Consider the following 22,382-nt stretch of genomic DNA (forward strand, 5'->3'; position numbering starts at 1 on the left):
ATACTCAAATGACAACAACAAACAGAAGGTACGATATTGACTGGTTGCGTGTGATTGCCATCGGCTTACTGCTGGTCTACCACGTGGCGATCGGTTTCCAAACCTGGGGCGTGATGATTGGGTTCATTGCCTCTACGAAGACATGGGAATCACTTTGGATTCCCATGTCGATGCTAAACGTGTGGCGCATACCGTTGCTTTTCTTTGTCTCGGGTATGGGCGTCTATTTTGCCCTGCGCCGCAGGAACTGGAAAGAGCTGCTAATGGAGCGCACAGGACGCATACTGGTGCCTTTCCTTTTCGGGATGTTCGCCATAGTGCCTATCCATATCTACCTGTGGAAGTCTTATTACAAGATGACAGCCGGCTACGAGTACAACCCGGGTCACTTGTGGTTTCTTGGCAACATCTTTATTTATGTGCTTGTGCTCTCCCCCATCTTCTTCTACCTGAAGCATCACGAAGAAGGGAAACTAGCCAAAGGGATAAAGTGGCTATTTGGCAAGCCGCTTGGACTCCTTGTCACTTTGGTAGTCTTCGCCGCTGAAGCCTGGCTGGTGAATCCGGGTATTTACTCCCTTTACGCCACCACATGGCACGGATTCTACCTCGGCCTGCTGGCCTTTTTCTTTGGCTTCTGTTTCGTGCTCAGCGGACAGCCCTTTCTTGACATGATCCTGAAGTGGAGGTGGGCGTTTGTTGTTGTTGCCACTGCCCTGTTCGTTATCAGAATGGTTGTCTTCAATCAGGCAGCACCTAACTACCTGCAGTCGATAGAGTCAAACTTCTGGATCTTCTCAGTTTTCGCCTTTGGTTACAAATACCTGAATCACGGCGGCAAAGCCCTGACTTATCTGAGCCAGGCTGCTTACCCTGTATACATCCTGCACATGGTGTTTCTTTATCTCGGCTCGAAATACATTTTCCAGCTCGACGTAGCGGCACCTTTCCAGTTTTTGATGGTATTGGCGGTCACAGGCGTGGGATGCTTTGCAACTTATGAGGTGATCAGAAGGGTGAAATTCCTGAGGCCGCTATTCGGATTAAAGTGGAAATCAACATAATTTTGCTCTTGATTGGTTGCAATGGTTCGATGAAAGCCGGGCCATTGCAACAAAATCGTCTTTGCTTCCGTACCAAAAAAAATCCAGACAGTTATATTCCATGTGAAATCTAATTTCTTTCAGAAAAAGTAAACAGCACCCTCCCCGGGACTTTGCTGTATTTGTTCCACCACCTGAAAAGAAATTATGCTTATTCTTCAAGATATTACCTATACGCATCCCAACAAGGATGTGCTCTTTAGTCATCTTAACCTTTCCGTCAACAGGCACGACAAAATTGCCCTGATTGGCAACAATGGTGAAGGAAAGAGTGTGCTTATGAAAATCATGGCAGGCGAGCTGGAGCCGTCGGCCGGAGCAGTGCAGTCCGACTCAGCACCCTACTACGTTCCCCAGTTGTTCGGGCAATTCAATGACCTTACTGTTGCCCAGGTGCTAAAAGTTGACGGCAAAATCGAAGCCCTTCAGCAAATACTGGAAGGTAAGGTAACGGAAGTCAACATGGCAATCCTCGACGACGACTGGAGCATTGAGGAGCGCTGCAGCGAGGCCCTTGCTCATTGGGGGCTTGGCAACTTGCCTTTAAACACCAGCATGAGCGCCCTGAGTGGGGGCCAAAAGACTAAGGTGTTTCTGGCAGGGATTGCCATCCATCAACCGGCGCTCGTACTGCTCGACGAGCCCAGCAACCACCTCGACACCGGCAGCCGGGAGCTGCTATACCAGCTGGTGCAGTCAAATGCGCTAACGCTGGTTGTTGTAAGCCACGACAGGCAGCTTTTGAACTTGCTTAACAATGTCTATGAGCTCAGCCGGGGCAAAATCACCATGTACGGAGGGAACTACGAGTTTTACGCTGAGCAAAAGGAGATCGAAAGCCATGCACTCCAGCACGACGTGAACAGCAAAGAGAAGGCCCTTCGCAAAGCGAAAGAAGTAGAAAGAGAGGCCGCCGAAAGAAAGCAAAAGCAGGATGCCCGGGGAAAGAAAAAGCAGCAGAAAGCCGGGATGCCCAAAGTGATGATGAACCTCATGAAGGACAAAGCGGAGAAAAGCACCTCACGCCTCAAGGGGGTTCACACCGATAAAATCGGCACCATTTCAACAGCGCTGACATCCCTTAGAAAAGAGCTGCCCGACAGGGACACAATGAAGTTTGGCTTCGACAGCTCCAACCTCCATAAAGGCAAGGTGTTGGTGGAGGGAAAGAACCTCAACTACGGGTATGGTGAAAAGGCACTTTGGGCACAGGGAATTGATTTCCGCATCACCAGCGGCGACAGAATAGCCATCAAAGGCCTGAACGGCTCGGGAAAAACTACTTTGATTAAGCTAATACTTGGCGACACAGAGCCCCAATCAGGCACCATCTACAGGGCGGACAACTCAGCCATCTACATCGACCAGGATTACTCGCTGATCGACAACAAGCTCACTGTGTATGAACAAGCTCAGCTATTCAACACCTCGAAGCCACCATTGCTGGAACACGAGGTCAAAATAAGGCTGGCCCGCTTCCTGTTTTCAAAAGAGGACTGGGACAAGTCGTGCGGCGTGCTGAGCGGCGGCGAAAAAATGCGGCTGATGCTCTGCTGCCTTACCATCAGCCACCAGGCACCCGACATCATTGTGCTTGACGAACCCACCAACAACCTCGACATTCAGAACATAGAGATTTTGACCGGGGCTATCAACGAATATGAGGGCACGCTGCTGGTGGTGTCGCACGACAGCTATTTTCTGAAACAAGTAAACGTGGACAGGGAGATTCTTTTGCGGTAAGCATTCAGCGAAGGTGCGCTTGAGACAAATGCACGTAGGGAAGTTTTGTAGTAAAACCCTCCAAGGGTTTGTCCTTTTTAGGGCAGTTGTTATGTGCCCGAGAGGGGCTAGCTAAAAGCGAACCCTTGGAGGGTTGCAGGCTAAATGCACTTGCTCTCGAGCGAGTGAGCTTTACTATTCTCGCTGCCTCAAATCTCTTACGTAGGCACCTTCCCATGGGATAATGTAAACTTTTACGCCCGTTCCCTGCAACGCCTTCGAAGTTCTGCTCAGGTAGTTGAACCTGCTAGTTCCGTCAAAAACGACCTCCTGCGGAGCAAGGTACTTCCCAAGGTCTGTCGACCAGAAACTCTGGTTGGAAACAATCAAAAGATCAGCCGCCAGGGGTTCGGAAAAAGCCTTACGCTTCGGCAGTGGGTTCTGCAGATGAAGTACTTTCAAGCTGCCGACTTTTATTGCAACGAGGGTGTCTTTAATCAAAACCGTTTGGGGGAGCCAGTTGTCGGCATGGGAAACAAAAGGGATCATTGTGCCCTGCTGGATGAGGTGGGGTCTCACATTGAGGTTGAATAATCGTTCCTCCTGCTTAAAGGCCTCATCAAAATAGTGAAACACCTTCCCTCCTTCCTGGTAGTCCATGGCGGTGTAGCCGGTCATTTCATAGATCACCAGCTCCCTTTTCTGATGTTTATCTGCTACAAAAAGTCCTTTCGACAGAACAAAGAGTAGCAGACACGCCGCCATATACTGAAACCACCGGTACTCACGGCTCTGCCACCAAAGCAGCATCAGCAGAAATGCGCCGTACAACAGCCAGGTTTGTGCAGCCGAAAAGGAAATGGGGAAGATTTGGCTGGCTGGCAACTGCTCTATAAACTCCACAAACCAGTTGAGGCCAAACACCATCCATTTCAGCATAAAGGCTACTGCTCCCGCCAAAAATGATGACACATAATGAACAACAAATAAAGCCACTCCGGTGCTTAGGATCAGAAATGCCGCCGGGATGACGAGCAAATTGGACAACAAAAACCAACTGGGAAACTGATTGAAATAGTACATGCTCAATGGCCCTGTGGCCAGCTGAGCAGCCAGGGAAACACAGGTGATGGCCCATATTTTGTCGAGCAGCCAATGAGGTGCCGCCCACTGGCGGTAAAGAAACGGTTGAAGATAAACAATGCCCAGCACCGCCAGAAATGAAAGCTGGTAGCCCACATGAAAGAGGAAGTTGGGATCGTAAAGGAGCAGCAGAAAAGCAGCCAACGCCAGCGAATTGTAGATATTGGTTTTTCTACCCAAGCCTTCTGCTACCATCACAATAGAAAACATGGTAACGGCTCTCAACACCGAAGCCGACATGCCTGTGATCAGCGCAAAGCCCCATAGGCTGGCAAACAAAATGATAAATCGCACCAGCTTGCCATATTTACGCTTCTCGAGTGGCTTCAGCAAGAAAGCCAGGATCATGTAGATGATGCCCACATGCAGACCTGACACCGCCAGAATATGCATGGCACCAGCGGCCGCATAAGCCCTGCGTTGTTCGATATCTATTTCATCCTTCTGGCCAAGGATCAGCGCATCGGCAATGCCCCGCTCCCGCACATCGGGCAGGTATTCCTTCAGCACATGTAACAGCTCCCTCCTCCAGCTCATGGAAATGCCCACTAACCTATTAGGAGGTGCTGAGCCGGCCAGGCGTATATCTTGAAAGGCAACATAATCCTGAAAATGAACGCCTTTCCGGGCCATATACTGCTTAAAGTCAAAACCACCGGGGTTACGCAGCGGTCTGATTTCTTCCGGGCTTCCGTGGATCCAAAGTACCGTGCCGTACTTCAGTGCACTCAGGTTGGCCGTGCTAGCGGAGTCCTTTTTCAGGTAAACCTGCACCAATCCGGTCTTTCGCAGCAATGAATCACCCGACCTAATGGCAGCCACCTGAATATCAAACGCCCAGGTATTTGTCTTTTCTATAGGGTCATCTACCAGAATTCCTTTATAGAAATCTATCGGCAACTTGCTGGTATATAAATGATTCTCCTGAAATGTGGCTTCTGTCGACCGTTTTCTGAGGATGCCGACGAAGCTGATCGAAAGCATAAACACTATACCGAAAAGGTAACGCAGACTTCGTGCAGCGTTTCTTCTGGAATAAAACCAAAGAAGCAGTACCACAAGCCAAACAAGCGCTATATACGAAGGCGGAAGCCAGGTGCCTCTCAGAAACAACTCATGGCAGCCGATACCAGCAGCACAGGCAAGAAAAATTCTGACAAAAGGTATGGCACTCCAGCGGATCAATCGGCTACTATTTTTCTAAAAATAGTAATTATGATGCTATAGTTGGAAAAGATTGTACTAAAGATAATGCTGAAAAACTTCTTATAAATGCTTCAACAACAGTTCAGCCTTCTGGATATCTTTGGGCCTACCAAAAAAACGATAAATCCGATGCTGTTCCTTGATGGTGGGTATTTTCACCTGCATGCCCGCCACTGTCACGTTCATAAATTGCCTGACAAGCAACGGCACCCATTGTTGCCCAGCATTCACTTCAAGGTTTCCCATCACCTCGGCGTCAACTCCTTTGAAGCGAAACCTGCCTGAGTTAGACCTGAATATTCGGTCATAGGAATAGACATGGTCTTTTACTTCCCTGTCTTTCCATTGTTCTTTAAGAAAGTTGGCGTCAGCGCTGGAGGTCAGCAGATTGATGTCACCTATCTTGTACATTTCACAGTCTGCCAGCACCATGGCGGCGCTGCCAATAACAAAATAATCGTGCTTAAGAAGGTGAAGATCGCCGCCTGCCAACTCAAAAAAATGAGTTATTCTTTCCAATGCTGTCAATTCTCTATCGTTTAAGCTTTAACTGGTCTCAATTTCAATGCCGACTTTCCCAAAGTCATCTATTGCGGTCGTATTCCATTTCAATGTGAAGAATATTGCATTCTTCAAACTCCTCTCCCACGGTCACAAACCCATGCGATTGATACAAAGGCACCACATCGATTTGCGCATGAAGAAAGACTCTGGTTCCTAACGGCACGGTCGCAAGCACATCTCCCATTACCTTTTTCAAGAGCTCTTTACCAACTCCCTTTCCCCTAAAACTAACAAGTACGGCAAACCGTTCGAGCTTTACGTTATTTTCTACATATCTCCACCTGGCGGTGCCAGCAGGCTTACTTCCATAAAAAGCCAGAAAATGGGTTGAAGATTCATCCAAACCGTCATATTCGTCCGCCTCACTCACCTTTTGCTCCTCCATAAATACCTTGCGGCGAATGTAAAAGGCTTGCTCCAGGTCTTCGTTCGAGGCGATCTTTATTACCTCTATGTCACTCATTTGCGGTCTTCTTCTCCTTCGTCAAACTGATCATAAGCCTTGATAATTTCTCTTACCAGCTTATGTCTTACCACATCCTTGCCATCCAGCTCCACAAAGCCAATGCCTTTCACGTCCTTGAGCACATTCAATGCTTCAATAAGGCCTGACTTTTGCTTTTTGGGCAAATCCACCTGCGACTTATCGCCTGTAATGATCACTTTCGAGGTTGGCCCCATCCTGGTCAGAAACATCTTGATCTGCATGGCTGAGGTATTCTGCGCTTCATCCAGCAAAATAAATGCATGGTTGAGGGTACGGCCCCGCATGTAGGCCAGCGGCGCTATTTCTATTACCCTGTTTTCCTGATAAAACTTCAGCTTTTCTGGTGGAACCATATCGTCCAGCGCATCGTAAATCGGACGAAGATAGGGGTCTATTTTTTCTTTCAAATCACCCGGCAAAAAGCCCAGATTTTCCCCCGCTTCCACTGCCGGGCGGGTGATGATAATTTTTTTCACCTCTCTGTTCTTGAGTGCCTTTACGGCCAGCGCCACCGAAATATAGGTCTTGCCGGTACCTGCCGGCCCTATGGCAAACACCAGGTCGTTTTTTCGGGAGGCTGTTACAAGCGCTTTTTGATTGGGCGTTTTCGGAACGATCTTAAACCCTTTGGTGCCATAAATAAGCACATCATCCTTGTCCTCATCGAGCACGGTCTCGTCTTCCTGCGTCAGGTAGTTGGTAACGTTCTCCTCTGTTACCATGCCAAACTTGTTGTAGTGCTGAATCAGCGAATTAAGGATATCGTTGATCCTGATGATTTCGGGCGTACTTCCCTGTATCCGAATCTCGTTTCCTCTGGATACGATCTTGCTTTGAGGAAATGCCTGAGCTATTTGCTTAATATTTTGGTTCTCAATCCCAAGAAAATCGAGAAGGGAGATATTCTCCAGTGTGATGACCTTTTCTATCAAATGATGATCTATTTTAGATTTTGTTAGTAATCAGCTAAGTGCTTTATTTTTATTTACTTTGCCCCTGTAAAACTAACTATTATTTGCGTCTTCCTACATGGCTCTCATCACTTTTCTGTCAGATTTCGGTACGTCAGACCATTACGTGGCAGCAGTGAAGGCAGCAATAATGAGCGTTAACCCCGGGCTGCAAATAGTTGACATCACCCATGAGGTGGCGTCGTGCAACCTGGCTGAGGCTTCCTACCTTCTGGAATCGGTCTTTCGTGATTTCCCCAAGGGCACAGTGCATATGGTGGCTGTGAACTCGACCGGAAAAAAAGAAGACAAACCAGTGGCAGTAAAGCTGGAGGATCACTTCTTCGTAGGGCCCGACAATGGCATCTTTAGCCTGATTTCCACGCAAAAGCCTACGGCCATTGTAACGCTCGACCTCATCAATAAAAAGAAAACTACTTTTCCGGCCAGAAACATGTATGCGCAAGCCGCCTCTTACCTGGCCAGCGGCAAGTCGATTCATGACCTGGGGCAAATGGTGCCGGAGCTCAACACCCTCATCAAGAAAAAGGGCAAAACGACTAAAAAACAAATCACCGGCCATGTGATTCATATCGACCATTACGGCAATTTGATTACCAATATTGCGAAAGAGGACTTTGATACCATCATGGAGCTGAACCAGCAAAAAGGTTTTGAAATATCTTTTGGAAGGGAGCGCTCTACCGAAATCCATGAATCTTACTTTTCTGTAGAAGGTGGCGAATGCTTCTTCATCTTCAACCAATCGGGCTTGCTGGAAATTGGCATCAACAACGGCCATGGGTCGGACCTGCTGGGGCTCCACTACGACTCTCCTGTATTTATCAATTTTGTAACTGAGTAGCTATGATTATTAGGATTGTGCGCATGACCTTTCATCCCGATAAAGTCAGCGAGTTCCTGACGATCTTCAACAATTCCAAAAGCAAAATCCGGCATTTTGAGGGCTGCCAGCATTTAGAGCTGTGGCAAAGCACAGAGACACCAAACGTTTTCACCACCTACAGCCATTGGCAAACTGCGGAGGACCTTGAAAACTACAGGCATTCAGAGCTATTCAAAACCACCTGGGCGAAGACAAGGGTGCTTTTTGCGGAAAAGCCGATTGCGTTTTCCAATGAAATTATTACGATAGCAGACTAGGGAAGTGAAATAAGAAAAGAGTACCTGGGGCCGGACTCGAACCGGCATGGGGTTGCCCCCGAAGGTGTTTGAGACCTTTGCGTCTACCAATTTCGCCACCCAGGCTTGAAGTGAAGGAACTACGTTTCGTGTCTCATTCCGAAACGGGATGCAAACATATTAAAGTTTTGAATAAATGCAAAGCTATCAAAGGTTGCAGCCAAACTATAAATACCCCATAGCCAAATTATTACTGTAGCTACCACAACTAGGTGGCAGCTTGCAGAAGCCCTACTAAGGGAGCTATCATTTGATATTAAAATAATACATCCACACCCTTTTTCACCCAATCCTATTTATCTACTTATAAAAACATACCTAGAAAGAAATTATTTCTACATATTTAGAACGGAAATACCCCAGAGAACCAACGTTACAAAACAGTAATCAATCGAAATGAAAAATCAGCTTCTGCTCTGTATACTTCTTTTGTCTCTATTCACAAACACCTGCTATTCCCAAAAGACCTATGTCATAAAGCTGGGAAATGATAAAATAAACATTCCCAACAGGAGCTTTTACGTGGATGAAGTGATCGACAACCGAGCCACCGATAAAGATTGGATTGGAATTGTTCAAACCGGAAAATTCAACGACCCTCACGAAGCGAAGTTTGAGTACGGACTGGAAAACGCAATGATAACCTACCTCAGAATTTCGTTATCAAAAACCGACACTCGGCAGATACCTATCACAATGGTAATTAACCGACTTGAGATCACCGAAAAGATGACAATAGCAAACGAAATGGGGTACGCAGACATTTCTGTGGACTTCTTTAAGGACAACATAAAAATGTTTAGCACCGAACAGTATACTGGGGTGAGCAGCCTTGACGTAACTGAGTTGCATGAGGCAAATATCCGAAAGGCGATAACCCTAAGTCTTGTTTCGTTTGAAGAATCCAATCGGGTGGCCGCCAAGGGTGACCAAAATGAAAAGTCCGAACTCTCCGGAAATTTGGTTCCCGCTTCAGATGTAGATTTGTACTCACTCACGCAACCTGTGCAAAGCACGGAGGTCTCGGCAAATAGAGATGACATCTACAAAAAAGAGGTCGAGAAAAACAGAAACATTACGGCTTTGGGTTATCAAATTGGCGGTAACACGCTGATTGGCTTCGATTATGAGATCAGAGTAAGTAACTACTTTGGGGTTCATTTGGGAGCAGGGATAAAAGGCTTCACGGCGGGGATGAAAGTCCATACCGGCCCAAAGAAGAACAGCCCTTTTTTCAATCTAAGCTATAAAGATGCTGGATTAGGTTTGATGAGTTCCTTAGGCCTTGAGTTTGGTGGGCGATTGATACTTAGTAAATCCAGTGATTTTGGTCTTTTGGGTCAGATTGGTCTTCAGAAAATCCTTTCCATTGACGAAGAGTTTGAAAACAAGCTGTTTAAAAGAAGAGATGCACCACCAGCTGTGTTGGCAATTGGCATTGGTCTAAGCTGGTAGAGCAGAATTATTCGAATGTGTGTCTTTTTCAAAGGCGTATAAAATTTTGACACGATTACACCCGTGCCTCCGCAGATAAAACACTAATTTTCAGATATTGTAAATTAAATACATTTTTTTCCGGCAAAGGCTGGGTAAGAAACACCAACCTATCACCATGAAAAACCAGCTATTACTCTGCCTTCTTTTTATTGGCCTGCTCTCAGGCACCTCATTTGCTCAAAAAACCTACGTGATAAAGCTGAATCCCGACTATATCAACGTCCCCAACAGAAGTTTTTATATAGACCAGGTCGTCGACAACCGAACCGATAAAAGCAGGATTGGCATTGTGCACAACGGTACCCAGCGCCTTGCCCAGTTTGAGTACGGACTGGAAAACTCACTGGAAGGCTACTTGAAATCTGCTTTTCCAACCACAACCCAGGAGATTCCTATAGTGATGGTGATTAACCGACTGGAGATTTCCGAAAAACCGGCAAATGTTGGCGAGGTTGGGTACGCCGACATTTCTGTCGACTTTTTCACAGGTGAAATTAAGCTCTTCAGCACCGATCAGCATGTAGAGGTCACTGGCAACGACGTAACCAAATTGCATGAAGCCAACATAAGGGAAGCAATTGCAAAAAGCCTTTTTGCGTTCGACGACTCCAATTGGGTGTCCGTGATGCATGGCAAAACAGAAAAGCCCCAACCCTCCAGAAATACAGTGCCTGGATCCGACGCCGCATTGTACTCAGTCACTCAACCTGTAAGCGGGGACAACCCTAACTACAAGGCCTCAGAAAGCAAGACTAATTCGACGGCACAAGTTCCTGCAGAATCACAGGAAGAAGCAACAACTGAAACCTACAAGGAGAATAGAAATATTACTGCGGTAGGATATCAGATTGGCGGCCTAACGCTGATAGGGGTGGACTATGAAATCAGAGCAAGCGACTATTTTGGGGTTCACCTGGGAGGTGGCCTGGCAGGCTTCACCGCAGGAATGAAAATTCACACCAACCCGGAAAAGAATAGCTCCTTTTTCAACTTTAGCTACAAAGACGGTGGTTTTGGCCAAATCACTACCCTGGGTTTGGAATTTGGAGGTCGGTTGGTATTCAGTAAATCCAGCGACCTTGGTCTCGTCACTCAAATTGGCATTCAAAAAATTCTGTCCATCGACGATGAATTTGAGAAGCAAGTATTCAAGGGAAACGGTGCGCCTCCAGTGATGCTTGCCTTTGGCATTGGGCTTAGTTGGTAATCAAAGCAGCTGACTTTGGTAAGGCGCATATTTGTTTTCGGTAAAGCGCTTGATCGATTTCTGAAAAGGTCTTAGCGGGTGCTCATTAAGCGCCTAACGGAGTTTCGTTAGGCGCTTCGTCAGAATCCATTAAAAGCTTAACGGGAAATGCTTGTCCGAGGAATTGGAGGATTACTCCCTGATCGCCTTCAAATGATCATCATTACCTGTCATTTGCCAGTGCCCCAACGAAATTGGAATACATCCTATGGCATTGAGTTGGTCAAAGAAGTCTTTTACCTTGAAAGGTTCATTGTTGGCCTCCTTCATTCTGGCAAACTCCGCCATGGCATTTTCCAGTAGATACTTACCGGTGATGTAGCTGCTGCCATAACCCGGCTGGCGCAGGTATAAATGCTGTTCGAATAGGAGTAGCTCTTTCTCAGTTTTCATCCAGCCTCTTGGCGTGTATTCAGAGTGAATGCCTCCGGCTTCTACACTGTTCATTTCGTTGGCCTGGGCGTAAAGTGACCCCAGTCCCCTGGCGGCCCTTTGCGCAATCATGATGTAGACAATTTCCCTTACTCTTGGGTCGTCATCATAAAAGCCTGCCTGCATAAACATCTCCTCCACAGCTGTGGCAGTGCCCTCATTGCGGGAATCGAAGATATTGTACAACAAAGGCCCTTTGCGAATTTCACTTTCATGTGGTTCATTGTCCATGCGGGCCAACTCAAACCAGTGATAGAAATGTGAGTACAGCGGCCGTGGGTCATAGTGCATGCCGATCAGGAAAAAGTTACGCCTTTCCTTCGGCACATAGCTGCCCAGGTGCTCTCTCAAAGCTGGCTCCATATACGGCTTCACCGTCACGATTTCGTCTTGCTCCAGAAATTTCATCATGCTGACAGCGGCCTCCTCAGCCATCTTTTTGAATGCCTCGGGCGAGTCGGCGGCAGTGAGCTCAGGCAAGTCACGGTTGCGGTGTTCTTCCAGTTTAAGGGAAGCCCATGCCCTTGACAGTTCCCGTTTCAGCAGCATCACCTCATCGTCCCACGTGAGGGGTACCAGATGAACATTTTGCAGGTACCAGGTGTAGTTTTCCTTCCCAACACCTGATGGCCCGGTTTTAGTCTCCGCCTTTTCTTCCAGCCATTCAACCAATTCCTCAGTAGACGCAATACCATCATTGATAACTTGCACCAGACCAGCGTCGTCCTTTACACCAGGCAGCATCAGCAGTCCCTTCAAGTCTTCGCTTTGCGTGCGGATATCCCTGATGCCCGCTACCCACAGGTCTTTGGCATTACCAGTTAAGTTGATTTTTGCCTGTTCGTTAAAAGCTGGAATGACGGACAGCTCTTCCAGGAACTGAATCTTGTCTTCTGTGTTAATCGGAAAACTGTACTTCCAAACATCCAAAGCGGCGTGGTTTGTCGGTCCTTCATGCGCAGGCACGTCGCTGCGATCCATCCACAGCACTTTGTAGAAAGCCGGGTCTCTTTCCCATGGTTTCAATATGTGATGATTGAAGTCGTAGCCGTTCATTTCGGCCCAAACAACTGTCCAGTCAACTTTTTCTTCAACTGACCACCCCGCAGTGTCGACAGCCATCAGCCGGCCCTGCAACTGCTCAAACTCCGTCCAGCGCTTTTCGAACGTGGCTACAGTATAGTCAGGCGCTCCATCCTTCAGGGGTGGGGTTTCGAAGCTCCTCCACTCTTTGAACAGCGCCACCAGGTCTTCGTATCGTTTGGTGGTCGGCGCAGCGGCGGTGACTACCTCTTGCTTAGGCTGTTCGGGCTGGCAGCTCGTGACGAAAATGAACAAAACTAAAAGCTGGAAAAGTGAGAAAAATCTCTTCATTGAAACGGTTGGTTTGGGTAAGCGCCGAATATAGGGAATTTCCAAAACCTGTCAGAGGAGGATTATTGGGACGGCGCAGAAAGTATTACGTAACAACGGAGATGCACCCGGCCATCATCGCTGATGGTATCGGTTGTAATTCAAATCTTATTTTCACCGCTCCTACCCAATTTTCCTCCTTCCATCATTTGAATTCTTACTGAAAAAGAAATAAGCGGCCGTATGAACAGGTTAGCGGCGGTATAAATGCATGGCCGGTTAATAAATAAGCTCCTTCCTCCGCAAACAACACCAAAAACCCTCTTTTAAATGATTTAAATGGAACATTTCCGGCCTGAAGTGTGTACCTTTACGTGAGTAGAATAAAAGTATTCGAAGGAATCTCCCTCTAATACCCCAAAAACAATGAATTATCAGAATACCCCAAGTGCCAGTTTTTTTTCATGCCCCTCGCTTCCACTTTACTACCCGAGGCCGCAGAGGTGATTCCTTGTTTTTATAAGCATTAACCAACTCACTTTATTAACATTATCTGACATGCCGGAGAGCATGTCGCAGCTATTTATTACCCATGAGTATATACAACAATCAGCAGCTTCACGACATTGACAAACAACACTACCTCCCCACCTTCGGCAGGTTTCCCATTACTTTCGAGCGGGGAAAAGGTGCCAAGCTCTGGGATACCGATGGCAAAGAGTATGTGGATATGCTGGCTGGTATCGCTGTTTGCAATGTAGGCCATTGTCACCCCACGGTGGTAAAAGCGCTACGGGAGCAGGCAGGCAAGCTGATGCACATCTCCAACTTTTTCCTCAACGAACCCCAGGCGCTACTGGCTAAGAAGCTCAGCGAAATCTCCGGTATGGATAGAGTGTTTTTCAGCAACAGTGGAGCTGAGTCGGCCGAAGGCGCCATAAAAATTGCCCGGAAGTATGGCCACAGCAAAGGAAAAGGTGGTACCGTCATCTCTATGAAAAACTGCTTTCATGGCAGAACGCTGGCCACGATAGCCACTGGCAAAAAAACGATGCAAGATGGCTTCGAACCCATTCCACAGGGCTTTATGCAAGTGCCCTTCAACGACATAGACGCACTGAAGAAGGCTTTGCAGGACAATAATCCGAAAGGCGGCACTCATCAAATATCCGCCATCATCGTAGAGCCCATTCAGGGGGAAGGCGGTATCAATGTAGCTGATCTTGAATTCCTCAAAGCGCTGCGTCAATTGTGCGACGACGAAGAAATTGTGCTGATTTTTGATGAAATCCAATCTGGCATCGGCCGCACGGGCAAGTGGTTCGCTAAGGATCATTTCGGTGTGCAGCCCGACATCATGACCCTGGCCAAAGGTCTCGGCGGCGGAATTCCCATCGGCGCCATCCTGTGCAGTGAGAAAATGGCCTCCGTCATGAAACCCGGCGACCATGGCACTACCTTCGGGGGCAATCCGCTTGTTTGTGCAACCTCGCTAGCGGTACTGGAAGTGATTGAAGGAGAGAACTTACTGACGGCGGCCAAAGAAAAAGGTGCCTGGCTCAAAAAGGCGCTAATCGACATGAACGAGCCTTCACTCAAGGAAGTCAGGGGAAAGGGGCTTATGCTGGGTGCTGAGTTTGATTTTGAAACCAAGCCCCTTGTGGTGGAAATGCTCAAAAACGGCGTGGTAGCCAATGCCACCGCAGGGAATGTGCTGCGGTTTGTACCAGCGCTCACCATCGGTTATGACGAGATGGAGCAGGCCATTACTGTATTAAAAGAATCATTAATAAATATAAAAGCCCATGCCTAAGAAAAAGATAGGCGTTGTTGGCGCCACTGGTTACACAGGCTCAGAGCTTGTTCGCATTCTGGCCAACCACCCGGAAATAGAGATTGCCGTCATTACATCAGAAAGCCGGGCGGGTGAAAAATTTTCAGACGTCCACCCGTTTTTCAAAGACATCGTTGACCAGCCTTTGCACAAAGCAGATAAGGTGAATGAGCTCGACCTTGACCTGGTTTTCCTGGCACTACCGCACGGCGTCTCCATGGAGTATGTGAAGCAGTTTGCAGGAAAAGGCTTCAAAATCGTCGACTTTTCAGGTGACTTCCGTCTCGACTCCCCGAAAACTTACGAGGAATGGTACAACAAGCCACACACTTTTGTTGAAGGCTTCGATACTGCTGTTTACGGGCTTCCGGAGCTTTTCTACGACAAAATCAAAGGCGCTGACCTGGTGGCTAACCCTGGCTGCTACCCCACAAGCGCTATTTTGCCCCTGGCGCCGTTGCTTGCAAATGGTATCATTGAAAGCAAAGGCATCATCATCGATGCGAAGTCTGGCATCACCGGCGCTGGTATTAAAGCCAGCGCTACCACGCACTTTTCGAATGTGAACGACAATTTCAGGGCTTATGGTTTAAAGAACCATCGCCATACAATTGAGATTCAAGGTGTGCTCAGCGGGATAACGGCTGGCGTCACACTTCAATTCACCCCTCACCTGCTGCCGGTAGATCGTGGCATCCTTTCAACGACTTACGCCAGGCCTAAGGGTGCTACAAGCGGTGCCAAGCTGAAAGCGCTTTATCAGGACTTTTACAAAGACAAGCCCTTCGTAAGAATCTGCGACACGCCACCGGCGATCAAAGACGTGCGGGGCAGCAACTATTGCAATATATACGCCGACTTCGACGAGCGAACCGGCAATATCATCCTTGTCAGCACCATCGACAACCTGGTGAAAGGTGCCGCCGGGCAAGCTGTTCAGAATATGAACATTATGCTCGGCTTCGAAGAATCTTTAGGTTTAAATCAAATACCCGTCAATCCATAATCATGATCAAAAACATCACCAACGTAAGAGGCATGAAATGCTGGGGCGCTCATTCCGGTGTCAAATCACTGCGCCGTGACCTGGCTTTGATCTACTCAGTGGTGCCAGCAAATGCAGCTGCCGTATTCACCCAAAACAAAGTAGTGGCTGAACCCATCAAAGTTTCCCGGGAAAACATTAAAGGAGGCATAGTGCAAGCCATTGTTATCAATGCCGGCAACGCCAATGCCTGCACAGGTCAGCAAGGTGCAGATGGTGCCCAGGCTATGCTGAAAACAGCAGCCGAAGCACTTGGCATCGATGAAAAAACCATCATCATAGCCTCTACAGGCATTATCGGCGAACCATTCCCAACCGAGGATGTGGTAAAAGGCATTATCGAATCCGCCCCTAAACTAAGTAATAAGTCAAACGCTGGGTCATTTGCCGCCAACGCCATCCTTACCACCGACACTTTTCCCAAAGAAGGCTTTCTGGAGTTTGAACTCGATGGTCACGAGATCAATATGGGAGGCATTGCTAAAGGATCGGGAATGATCCACCCCAACATGGCCACCATGCTGGCATTTATTGCCACCGACGTAGCAATAGAGTCGAAGCTATTGCAGAAAACCCTGAAGGAGGTAGTGGATCGTACTTTCAATATGATCACAGTAGATGGCGACACTTCCACCAACGACATGGTGGTAGTAATGGCCAATGGCAAAGCTGAAAACGACATACTGAAGTCAGAAAAAGACAAGGGCTATGACGTGTTCAGAGAAAAGCTTGAAGAAATGATGAAGCACCTCTGCACGCTGATTGTTTCGGATGGTGAAGGGTCTTCGAAGTTTCTCGAGTACACAGTTAAAAATGCTACAGATGAAGTATCAGCCAGAAAAATCTGCCGGGCCGTGTCGAGCTCCACGCTGGTAAAAACCGCCATGTTCGGCCGTGATCCAAACTGGGGCCGAATTGTGTGCGCCGCAGGCAATGCCAACGTCCCATTCAACTTCGAAAAAGCCGACCTATACCTGGGCGATGACAAAGAGATGATACAGGTGCTGGAAAAAGGCAGGCCGCTCGACTACGACCGCAACTATATGAAGCGAGTGCTACGAGAGTCCCATATCTATATTAATCTCGATTTGAACGAAGGCAAGGCAGAAGCCACCGGCTGGGGTACTGATCTAACTACAGATTACGTGTTGTTTAACTCAGTGTATACTACGTAGGAAAGTGGGAATATGGTGGCGCCGACATGCATTGTAGGACACGGAAAAATGCTTACCTTTGGTCAGTAAATGCAAAAGAGCTGACTAACAATGAAGTTAACCAGCCCAGTTTGGCCCGTTGCCTCGGGACTTTTACAACTTAGCGACTGTATCTATTGGCAGTAGCTAGGAGGGAAAAACAAGGGTTAGAGTTTTTTAAACTCCATCTCAAGCATGCTGATGAGACAATGGATTGACCTCTTGTTGACGTCTTATGATTCTTAGTATGGAGGGAGGTAACCTCCCTCCCTTTTTTCCCATCCATCGTAAGCAAAGGTAATGGAATTGCTACGATAAATTATCCACAAATTAGGACTTAAAAGTTGGTTAAAATCATTTTACTATCAAGTAATAGTTTAACTAATGATCTATAATTTATTGGCTAATAGGCTATTATGCTAAAATGAAAGGCATGTAAGTTTTTTTTTGTAACACACTGTAAAACAGTAATTTGTAAAAAAAATATCACATACTCTTGACTTTTAAATATATTTTATATCTGCTTGCGTTCGGCCCATATTTAATGCGATATTGGAAAAGTACTATTAACAGCAAGAAGCTAAGTATACAGCCTCCTATCAATCAAAAAGGCTTAACTGTCTAGATCCGGCGATTGTCTCTTGCAATAAGGAGATGAATCTACTTGTATCGGCATAGTAATTTGGGTAGGTAAGCCTAAGAGTTTCTAGAGTGTCTGAGGATACAAGTACAATATTTTTTTGATTAAATTTATTCTTCTTTTCTAGTTCTAAATATTGCTCAGATGCCTTATTAAGACCTCTTGATCCAGAAGAAAATGACATTATGTTAACTATTTTCTCCAATGGGTCTAACTCCAAAAGAAAAAACCCTGCTTTTTGGTAATCAACATCTGTCGTAAAGTGAACAGCTGCACTGAATCCCTCGAGTAGATTTATTACTTTGAGTTTCTTTTCTAAGAGAATAATCTCTTTTCTAAGTGTATCAAAGTGGTCTGGAGTGTCTGGTACGATTGGAGTATTCTCTTTGAGGGCAATGATTGAACTTATTAAAGAAAAAAACCTTCTCCAATCTTGCTCACCACCTCCTAACTTTAGAGACTGGTTAGTGAATGAATCAATTGTTTCAACTGCTGTAGCCCAGGCGTGTTGTAAAAGCGTTCTTAGCTGAATTTCAATTTTAAGGTTGTTGTAATCCTTATTTTTGTCACTTATGTATTTATAAACTAAATGAATACTTCGATAGCCTGTAAACCTTGGCTTTACAAAAACATAGTCATCAACTGAAAATAGATCGTGTTTCAATCCTCTTGACGACCTACTTGTATAAACCCTTGTCAGTTTATCAAGGTCTCTTACGTTTGCTACAACAACCCGACATCCTCCAATATCTTGTATCTGTGATAAATTAATCCCTCTGATTCGCTCCAGTTTAGATTTTATAGAACTTAATCTTTTTATTCTCTGACCTACTAGACACTGCTTATCTATTTTCTTGGCTTCTCTTCTAAGTCTAATCTGAAAGGTATTTAACGGGAAGTTGTGTGAGGTTCTCCAATTATTAATAATTGCATAAGCATGGTTTAGTTCGTGGTCAGTGGACGACTCGTTGATTAATATTAAGCCAGCCCGATTTACTTCTCTTCTTGAATACTTTGGTTTACTCCAGCCCATTAAATGTAAATTTACAAATTTGTCATGCGCTTTTTAATAGTTGTCATGCGTTTTGCAAAAAATTGATAGCCAACCACTTAATAAGTAGCATTTTTAGACAACGTCAAGTAATGAGCGGGGCACGTGCTATCTTTGATGAATACATAAAAAATAGAAAAATGAAACTCAAATCTCTAACCAACTGCCCCCTAAGGAAGAAAAGACTTGCATTGAGTACCATGAGAACATCCGTTGGGCTGAAAATCTAGTTCAAGTCTTCAATTCCCCAATCCTGTCCCCATACCGTTGAAAAGAAATCAGTCGATGATTTTGTCCGGGTTTATTTATCTTAATTGCTCATTCCAAAAAAGATATCTACATGTACAAAAGACTTTCATTCCTCACTGCTCTTTTCCTTGGTGGCTTCACGCTGCTTGCACAAAACCCCCAACGTTTTCAGGGAGAAATTGACAAATACGCTCAGGAAGCAGCTTCAGTCAATAACGAGAAGCTTGCGTTGTTTACAGGCAGCTCTTCTATCAAGCTATGGAATGATATCGCAGAACGGTTCCCAAAAAAGAATGTAGTCAACCGGGGCTTCGGAGGTTCTTCTATGTCGGATTTGCTTTACTACACAGATGAGCTCCTCTTCAAATATTCGCCGTCAAAAATCTTTATTTATGAGGGTGACAACGACATTGCCTCGGGAAAGACCCCCGACCAAATCCTTGCAGACGCCAAAACGATAGTTGCCCAGATAAGAGAAAAGCTACCCAAAAATGTAAAGGTCTATTTCATTTCCGCCAAGCCAAGCGTTTCCCGCTGGAAACTGAAAGACAACTACGTTGACTTCAATACCCAGCTGGAAGCGTGGACTAAAACCGAAGCCGGGGTAAAGTACGTTGATGTGTGGACTCCAATGCTACAGCCAAACGGCGAGGTAATGAATGACATCTTCAGAGAGGATAACCTCCACATGACGTCGAAAGGCTACGACATTTGGGAGAAGGTCCTCAAAAAATATTTGTAAGTACCACTGTCTTCATCAAACCTGAGAAAAAGAGGAGCGCAGGAGCGCTTTCAGCCTCCCAACTCCTCATTGCCATTTCTCAATGTTTATTACACCAATAGCCAGAGCGGTTCACTTTCGTCCACCCAAGCTGGTAAAGTCTACTGATTACCAATTGTTGTTTACTTTTCATGCTTCACTTCCTCCTCTGTCTATTTTTTACTATCCCATTTCTAAATAATTGAGGATTATGCATCTTTAAAAAAGGTTCAAAAACTCAACCATGTTTAAAAGTGCTCTCCTCATAGGAATCCGAAGCTTGCTGAAAAACAAGCTGCATTCCACCATCAATCTATCAGGCTTTGCGATAGGTATTACATGCTCCTTGCTTATACTCGCCTTTGTTTGGGACGAACTCCACTACGACCGCTTCCATCCCAATGACGACAGACTCTACCGTCTGGCCCTCCACCGCAGCTTTCCGGGCCGTGATGTGTCATTCGCTACAACGCCTTTCCCGGCTGGGCCTACCCTGCTGCAAGACATCCCCGAGATAGAAAGCTATTGCCGCCTGTTCACACCTTTCTCCAGTCCACCGAGAGTACGAATAGGCGATATTGAGTTCTACGAAAACAACAGGCTGGCCGCCGACTCCACTTTCTTCAGGCTGTTTGGAGTTCAATTGAAGGAAGGAGATCCCCGCAATGCCCTGAAAGACCCCAATAGTGTGGTCCTCACGGAAAGCACCAGCAAAAAGTACTTTGGAGATCAGGATGCTCTTGGCAAAATGATCAAGGTGGGCGATTCCACCCTTTACCGGGTTACCGGCGTAGCCCAGGATGTGCCGAACAGAAGTCACCTTAAGTTTGACCTGCTCTTCTCATTACGCTCCTTCCCTGGCGCCCACGATGGCACCTTTTGGGGGTCTTACCAATGCCTCAACTACTTCCTGCTGAAGCCCGGCGTGACCCAGGAGCAGGTGAAAGCAAAAATTCCATCAGTTGTCAAACAGTATATGGGACCGCAGGTGGAGTCTCTCCTCAACATCACTTTCGACGAGTATGAAGCAGCAGGCAACCGGCACAACTATGTTTTTCAGCCTATTCAAAGCATCCACCTTGAAAGCAACTTCCAGAACGAGATAAAGCCTAACGGAGACAAAAACTACGTCTATCTTTTTATGGTCGTTTCAGTACTCATCCTGTGTACGGCATGCTTCAATTTTGTGAACCTGTCAACAGCCAACTCTGTCAAACGGGGCAAAGAAGTGGCTGTAAGAAAGGTGGTGGGTTCCAGCAAACTTCAGCTTATCATCCAGTTTATTACTGAGTCCATAGTGATCACACTCATAGCTGTCGTCATTTCTTGTCTGCTGTTTATCTGGCTCCTTCCCTATTTCAATCAGCTGGCAGAAAAGCACATTGCTTTGTCAGACTTTAGCTTACTAAATGTCGCAGGGCTCCTTTTGGTCTTCACTGTTCTTTTAGGCACCCTGTCGGGGCTTTATCCCGCTTTCTTCATTTCGTCGTTTCCTACGCTCAAAATTTTCAAGGGAGAACTCAAGCTAAGCCATAAAAAATGGGGGTTCAGGAACATTCTGGTGGTAGCGCAGTTCATGGTGTCTATTTTTCTGATGGCAGCCACGCTGTTCATCTACCGCCAAATGAACTTCATGATGGATAAAAAGCTAGGCTTTGACAAAGATCAGGTGCTCGTCATCGAACGCAGCAACCAGCTGGGTGGCAGCCTCAGGGCCTTTATGGACGAATTACAGCAGGTCAACGGTGTGGAAAAAGCGTCTGCCTCTTTTCATGTACCCGGCCGACAAATGAGCGGTGGCAGCTTTCATGCTCAGGGAGTTTCCGCCACAGAACGATATCTTTTTACTGCTATCTACGCCGACTACGATTTTGCCGACACCTACGGGATCAAAGTAAACGAAGGCCGCTTCTTTTCGAAGGATATGGCCTCCGACACGGCGGCCGTTCTTGTGAACCAGGCCACAGTAGACATGGTGGGGTGGGATAATCCGCTGGAGCAAAAAATTCTGCCCACTGCCGGCACCCTCCAGCGCATCATTGGCGTGGTAGACGACTTTCACTTTGCTTCGCTACACGAGAAGGTCGGGCCGCTGGTGGTCTTTGGCATCTCTCCCCAGCAGTTGGCTACACTCAGTCCTAATCTGGTGTCCGTTCGAATTGGTTCGGGCGCATCCACAAAAGCCACGGTACAAAGCATAGAGGCCTCATGGAGCAAATGGATGCAGGGCAGCCCCATTCAATATAGCTTCCTCGATCAGGAATTCAATGCACTTTACCAGAATGAAGAACGTATCAGCAGGGTGTTTTCTACTTTTTCCATACTGGCCATTTGCATAGCCCTTATTGGCGTAGTAGGACTTTCCACCTACATCGCCAATCAGAGAACAAGAGAAATTGGAATCCGCAAAGTGCTCGGCTCGTCAGCGTCGGGCATCCTTGTGCTGCTCTCAAAAGATTTTGTTCAATTGCTGATTGCCGCAAACTTACTGGCACTTCCGCTGGCGTGGCTGGCGCTGAGTAAATGGCTGGAGCAGTATCCTTACCAGACTTCGCTGACCATCTGGCTCTTCCCTGCTATTGGCATCGTCTTCTCTTTTTTCATTGTGCTCACCACTTGTCTTGTTACCTACAAAAAGGCACAAATGAACCCTTCGAAAGCAATTAGGTATGAGTAGGAAGAAAAAATTGAGAGCAAAAAAAGC

The 22,382-nt window shown here is 46.6% G+C and carries 17 protein-coding genes and 1 tRNA gene; 11 read left to right on the top strand and 7 right to left on the bottom strand.

Annotation, left to right across the window (positions count from 1 at the left end):
• Nucleotides 1-8 precede the first annotated feature (8 nt).
• Both ACMVP2_RS03310 and abc-f read left to right on the top strand, forming a co-directional pair.
• Nucleotides 9-1,064 (top strand): acyltransferase family protein, encoded by a 1,056-nt coding sequence (locus ACMVP2_RS03310; RefSeq protein ID WP_416866701.1) that lies wholly within the window; start codon nucleotides 9-11, stop codon nucleotides 1,062-1,064.
• Between the two features lie 186 nt (nucleotides 1,065-1,250).
• Nucleotides 1,251-2,846 (top strand): ribosomal protection-like ABC-F family protein, encoded by a 1,596-nt coding sequence (abc-f, locus tag ACMVP2_RS03315; RefSeq protein WP_416866702.1) that lies wholly within the window; start codon nucleotides 1,251-1,253, stop codon nucleotides 2,844-2,846.
• A gap of 174 nt (nucleotides 2,847-3,020) precedes the next feature.
• Here the strand turns inward: abc-f and ACMVP2_RS03320 are convergent, their stop codons facing one another.
• From ACMVP2_RS03320 to ACMVP2_RS03335, 4 genes are all read right to left on the bottom strand, one after another.
• Nucleotides 3,021-5,153, bottom strand: coding sequence for a ComEC/Rec2 family competence protein (locus tag ACMVP2_RS03320; RefSeq protein ID WP_416866703.1), 2,133 nt, complete (start codon nucleotides 5,151-5,153; stop codon nucleotides 3,021-3,023).
• 81 nt (nucleotides 5,154-5,234) lie between these two features.
• A complete protein-coding gene (locus ACMVP2_RS03325) occupies nucleotides 5,235-5,702 on the bottom strand; it encodes a hypothetical protein (RefSeq protein ID WP_339793427.1) in 468 nt (155 codons plus the stop codon).
• Between the two features lie 55 nt (nucleotides 5,703-5,757).
• The gene (locus tag ACMVP2_RS03330; protein ID WP_416866704.1) at nucleotides 5,758-6,201 is read right to left on the bottom strand and encodes a GNAT family N-acetyltransferase; all 444 of its coding nucleotides are present in this window, start codon (nucleotides 6,199-6,201) and stop codon (nucleotides 5,758-5,760) included.
• Nucleotides 6,198-7,157 (bottom strand): PhoH family protein, encoded by a 960-nt coding sequence (locus tag ACMVP2_RS03335; protein WP_339793425.1) that lies wholly within the window; start codon nucleotides 7,155-7,157, stop codon nucleotides 6,198-6,200. The genes ACMVP2_RS03330 and ACMVP2_RS03335 overlap by 4 nt, the downstream gene beginning before the upstream one ends.
• Nucleotides 7,158-7,254: 97 nt before the next feature.
• Between ACMVP2_RS03335 and ACMVP2_RS03340 the strand changes: the two genes are divergently transcribed.
• On the top strand, nucleotides 7,255-8,040 hold the full coding sequence (locus tag ACMVP2_RS03340) for an SAM hydrolase/SAM-dependent halogenase family protein (RefSeq protein WP_416866705.1): 786 nt from the start codon (nucleotides 7,255-7,257) through the stop codon (nucleotides 8,038-8,040).
• Nucleotides 8,041-8,042: 2 nt separating this feature from the next.
• Nucleotides 8,043-8,339: a putative quinol monooxygenase gene (locus ACMVP2_RS03345; protein ID WP_416866706.1), complete on the top strand. Its 297-nt coding sequence runs from the start codon at nucleotides 8,043-8,045 to the stop codon at nucleotides 8,337-8,339.
• Between the two features lie 21 nt (nucleotides 8,340-8,360).
• Here the strand turns inward: ACMVP2_RS03345 and ACMVP2_RS03350 are convergent.
• Nucleotides 8,361-8,444 (bottom strand) — tRNA-Leu (locus ACMVP2_RS03350).
• A gap of 330 nt (nucleotides 8,445-8,774) precedes the next feature.
• Here ACMVP2_RS03350 and ACMVP2_RS03355 point away from each other — a divergent pair.
• Both ACMVP2_RS03355 and ACMVP2_RS03360 read left to right on the top strand, forming a co-directional pair.
• The gene (locus ACMVP2_RS03355; protein ID WP_416866707.1) at nucleotides 8,775-9,833 is read left to right on the top strand and encodes a hypothetical protein; all 1,059 of its coding nucleotides are present in this window, start codon (nucleotides 8,775-8,777) and stop codon (nucleotides 9,831-9,833) included.
• Nucleotides 9,834-9,990: 157 nt separating this feature from the next.
• Nucleotides 9,991-11,082, top strand: coding sequence for a hypothetical protein (locus ACMVP2_RS03360; RefSeq protein WP_416866708.1), 1,092 nt, complete (start codon nucleotides 9,991-9,993; stop codon nucleotides 11,080-11,082).
• A gap of 171 nt (nucleotides 11,083-11,253) precedes the next feature.
• Here ACMVP2_RS03360 and ACMVP2_RS03365 read toward each other — a convergent pair whose 3' ends face one another.
• Nucleotides 11,254-12,927, bottom strand: a complete 1,674-nt coding sequence (locus ACMVP2_RS03365) for a hypothetical protein (protein ID WP_416866709.1) — start codon at nucleotides 12,925-12,927, stop codon at nucleotides 11,254-11,256.
• Between the two features lie 571 nt (nucleotides 12,928-13,498).
• Here ACMVP2_RS03365 and ACMVP2_RS03370 point away from each other — a divergent pair.
• The 3 genes from ACMVP2_RS03370 to argJ are packed head-to-tail and all read left to right on the top strand — an operon-like array spanning nucleotide 13,499 to nucleotide 16,960.
• Nucleotides 13,499-14,719: an aspartate aminotransferase family protein gene (locus ACMVP2_RS03370; RefSeq protein WP_416866710.1), complete on the top strand. Its 1,221-nt coding sequence runs from the start codon at nucleotides 13,499-13,501 to the stop codon at nucleotides 14,717-14,719.
• Nucleotides 14,712-15,746 carry an N-acetyl-gamma-glutamyl-phosphate reductase gene (argC, locus tag ACMVP2_RS03375; RefSeq protein ID WP_416866711.1) on the top strand — a complete coding sequence of 345 codons (1,035 nt, stop codon included), beginning with the start codon at nucleotides 14,712-14,714 and terminating at the stop codon, nucleotides 15,744-15,746. Before ACMVP2_RS03370 ends, argC begins: the two co-directional genes overlap by 8 nt.
• Before the next feature lie 2 nt (nucleotides 15,747-15,748).
• Nucleotides 15,749-16,960, top strand: coding sequence for a bifunctional glutamate N-acetyltransferase/amino-acid acetyltransferase ArgJ (gene argJ / locus ACMVP2_RS03380; protein WP_416866712.1), 1,212 nt, complete (start codon nucleotides 15,749-15,751; stop codon nucleotides 16,958-16,960).
• Nucleotides 16,961-17,577: 617 nt separating this feature from the next.
• Here the strand turns inward: argJ and ACMVP2_RS03385 are convergent.
• Nucleotides 17,578-18,651 carry a RelA/SpoT domain-containing protein gene (locus tag ACMVP2_RS03385; RefSeq protein WP_416866713.1) on the bottom strand — a complete coding sequence of 358 codons (1,074 nt, stop codon included), beginning with the start codon at nucleotides 18,649-18,651 and terminating at the stop codon, nucleotides 17,578-17,580.
• 358 nt (nucleotides 18,652-19,009) lie between these two features.
• Here ACMVP2_RS03385 and ACMVP2_RS03390 point away from each other — a divergent pair, with 358 nt between their 5' ends.
• Together ACMVP2_RS03390 and ACMVP2_RS03395 are read left to right on the top strand one after the other, a co-directional pair.
• Nucleotides 19,010-19,660, top strand: a complete 651-nt coding sequence (locus tag ACMVP2_RS03390; RefSeq protein ID WP_416866714.1) for an SGNH/GDSL hydrolase family protein — start codon at nucleotides 19,010-19,012, stop codon at nucleotides 19,658-19,660.
• Between the two features lie 262 nt (nucleotides 19,661-19,922).
• A complete protein-coding gene (locus tag ACMVP2_RS03395) occupies nucleotides 19,923-22,355 on the top strand; it encodes an ABC transporter permease (RefSeq protein ID WP_416866715.1) in 2,433 nt (810 codons plus the stop codon).
• The last annotated feature ends 27 nt before the right edge of the window (nucleotides 22,356-22,382 follow it).

It is taken from the genome of Imperialibacter sp. (genome assembly GCF_048007035.1).
In the GTDB taxonomy this organism is placed as follows: Bacteria; Bacteroidota; Bacteroidia; order Cytophagales; family Cyclobacteriaceae; genus Imperialibacter.

Coding starts and splice junctions, on each gene's coding strand:
- ACMVP2_RS03370 (WP_416866710.1), top strand. CDS start 13,499: ATGAGTATATACAACAATCAGCAGCTTCACGACATTGACAAACAACAC.
- argC (WP_416866711.1), top strand. CDS start 14,712: ATGCCTAAGAAAAAGATAGGCGTTGTTGGCGCCACTGGTTACACAGGC.
- ACMVP2_RS03340 (WP_416866705.1), top strand. CDS start 7,255: ATGGCTCTCATCACTTTTCTGTCAGATTTCGGTACGTCAGACCATTAC.
- ACMVP2_RS03345 (WP_416866706.1), top strand. CDS start 8,043: ATGATTATTAGGATTGTGCGCATGACCTTTCATCCCGATAAAGTCAGC.
- ACMVP2_RS03310 (WP_416866701.1), top strand. CDS start 9: ATGACAACAACAAACAGAAGGTACGATATTGACTGGTTGCGTGTGATT.
- abc-f (WP_416866702.1), top strand. CDS start 1,251: ATGCTTATTCTTCAAGATATTACCTATACGCATCCCAACAAGGATGTG.
- ACMVP2_RS03355 (WP_416866707.1), top strand. CDS start 8,775: ATGAAAAATCAGCTTCTGCTCTGTATACTTCTTTTGTCTCTATTCACA.
- ACMVP2_RS03330 (WP_416866704.1), bottom strand. CDS start 6,201: ATGAGTGACATAGAGGTAATAAAGATCGCCTCGAACGAAGACCTGGAG.
- argJ (WP_416866712.1), top strand. CDS start 15,749: ATGATCAAAAACATCACCAACGTAAGAGGCATGAAATGCTGGGGCGCT.
- ACMVP2_RS03360 (WP_416866708.1), top strand. CDS start 9,991: ATGAAAAACCAGCTATTACTCTGCCTTCTTTTTATTGGCCTGCTCTCA.
- ACMVP2_RS03390 (WP_416866714.1), top strand. CDS start 19,010: ATGTACAAAAGACTTTCATTCCTCACTGCTCTTTTCCTTGGTGGCTTC.
- ACMVP2_RS03365 (WP_416866709.1), bottom strand. CDS start 12,927: ATGAAGAGATTTTTCTCACTTTTCCAGCTTTTAGTTTTGTTCATTTTC.
- ACMVP2_RS03395 (WP_416866715.1), top strand. CDS start 19,923: ATGTTTAAAAGTGCTCTCCTCATAGGAATCCGAAGCTTGCTGAAAAAC.
- ACMVP2_RS03385 (WP_416866713.1), bottom strand. CDS start 18,651: ATGGGCTGGAGTAAACCAAAGTATTCAAGAAGAGAAGTAAATCGGGCT.